Genomic DNA, 1,650 nt, shown 5'->3' with positions numbered 1-1,650 from the left:
GCTCTGCACCCCCTCTTCCCGGGCCACATAGTCGAGAAGGCGCTTCAGCTCCTGAGGGGTTCGGGCACTGCCACCGGCGATGCGTTTGACGACCGACTGCCAGCCACGCGGCCCACCAGCGTTTCGCAGAAGCGCCCGGGTCTGGCGTTCCTTGCGCGTGCCGAGACGGGACGATGAGCCGTCGCCACCGCCCCGCCCACGACGACGGTCGTCGAGAACATGACCGAGAACCAGATCTTCGACTGAAGGCGACCGGGTCATTTCGACGCCTCGGCAGAAGCATCAGCGGCAATAGCGAACGGAGAGGCTTGATCACCAAGTCCTTGCTTGGCCCTCAGCGCCGAGAGGAGGTGGACAACTTCTTCGACAAGGTCGTCGACCCGCGCTCCAACCTTTCGCACGAGAGCAGCATCGCGGGCATTCCAAGTCAGACGTCCGACTGCTCCCAGGCGCGCGATCTGACTGAGGTTGTTGCCGACGGCCGACAACTCCCGTCTTGCTGCAGCGATGGCATCTAGCTCGTCTACCTGAATGGCCAGACGATCGCTTGCCTGTCTGACCAGATGCCGGACTGCCTCGGAGACCGTCAGGCCGCTTGCCTCGGCAACCGCCTGAAAGGCTGCATGCTCGTCTTGCGTGATGCGGATGTTCAGCTTCACCGAAAGCCGCCGCACTTCCTTCCGGTCAAGGCTGCCCTTGATCCGTGACAGTGCCTGGCGGGAACGGCCCATCGACCTCGCCACAGCCGCAACGCTCTCGCCAGCGAGGAGCCGCGCCGTGATGGCGGTAGTCTCGGCAGAGGTCAGGCGTGAGCGTGGCATTGCATCATTACATGTGTTTTGCGATCAGTGCGCATCATGTACCACACACCACCGTTCCTGCCAACCGTCCTCACCGGCCGGTTTCCGCTCCTCCGAAGAGGAGCCCGCTTGCGGAAACCGGACAGCCGGTGAGGACTCATTATGGCGTCAGGGGTCGGCGGCTTGCCTGCCGACTGCATCCCTGCGCCCTGGCCGTCAGGCCTCCGATTGACGCGAGACCAAAGTGGTCGAGCGCCTTGTAACCTGGGGTTTTGCGAAGGTTTGCGTTCCCACTAGGTGGAACTGCCGGGTGTGGCGCGACTGTCTGAAGGATGGGTTACCCGGGAAGGGAAGAGGGGCAGGGGAATGGCTCTCCGGATGCTTTTAGGCCTGCCCATGGCGGAAGATGGCAGACTATGAATGGGTTTGGGCATGAAGCCACAAGCTAGTTCGGCGCAGCGTCAACCCGTCACTGGGCGAACTGGCAAGCAGGCAGGCAGGCAGGTAGGCATGCAGGCGGTTGGCGGGTCAAGTTCGGAATCGTCCCCCGACGACGGCACATTTCCGATCAGCCTTCGGACCGACCAAGCGGGCAGGTTCCTAGGCAAGTATGCGGCATGTCACCTATGCAAGCATGCAGACATGCAAACCGTCATACGGGCCGGAAGGCAGACGGCCGCGATTGCGGTCACGCCTTAGGACAGCTCAGACGCCGCGCCGCAGCATGATGGCTGTGGGAATCCTTAAGAAACATGAAGGCTCAGGCGATGTGTTACAACTTCCAGCACATCCCATTTGACGTTCCTGCAACCATATGCCTAAACGGCGCACCGGACGCCTGTCGGATTAG

2 protein-coding genes are annotated in these 1,650 nt (G+C 62.1%); both read right to left on the bottom strand.

What is annotated here, in order from left to right:
- The coding region (locus tag ACRCSW_RS16820) for a hypothetical protein (protein ID WP_438706805.1) at nucleotides 1-261 on the bottom strand (261 nt) is incomplete at its 3' end.
- A complete protein-coding gene (locus ACRCSW_RS16815; RefSeq protein ID WP_438706804.1) occupies nucleotides 258-821 on the bottom strand; it encodes a plasmid mobilization protein in 564 nt (187 codons plus the stop codon). The genes ACRCSW_RS16815 and ACRCSW_RS16820, both read right to left, overlap by 4 nt.
- Nucleotides 822-1,650 lie beyond the last annotated feature (829 nt).

This window comes from Tabrizicola sp., from assembly GCF_051645465.1.
GTDB lineage: Bacteria > Pseudomonadota > Alphaproteobacteria > Rhodobacterales > Rhodobacteraceae > Tabrizicola.
This window is presented reverse-complemented; position numbering and strand designations above follow the sequence as displayed.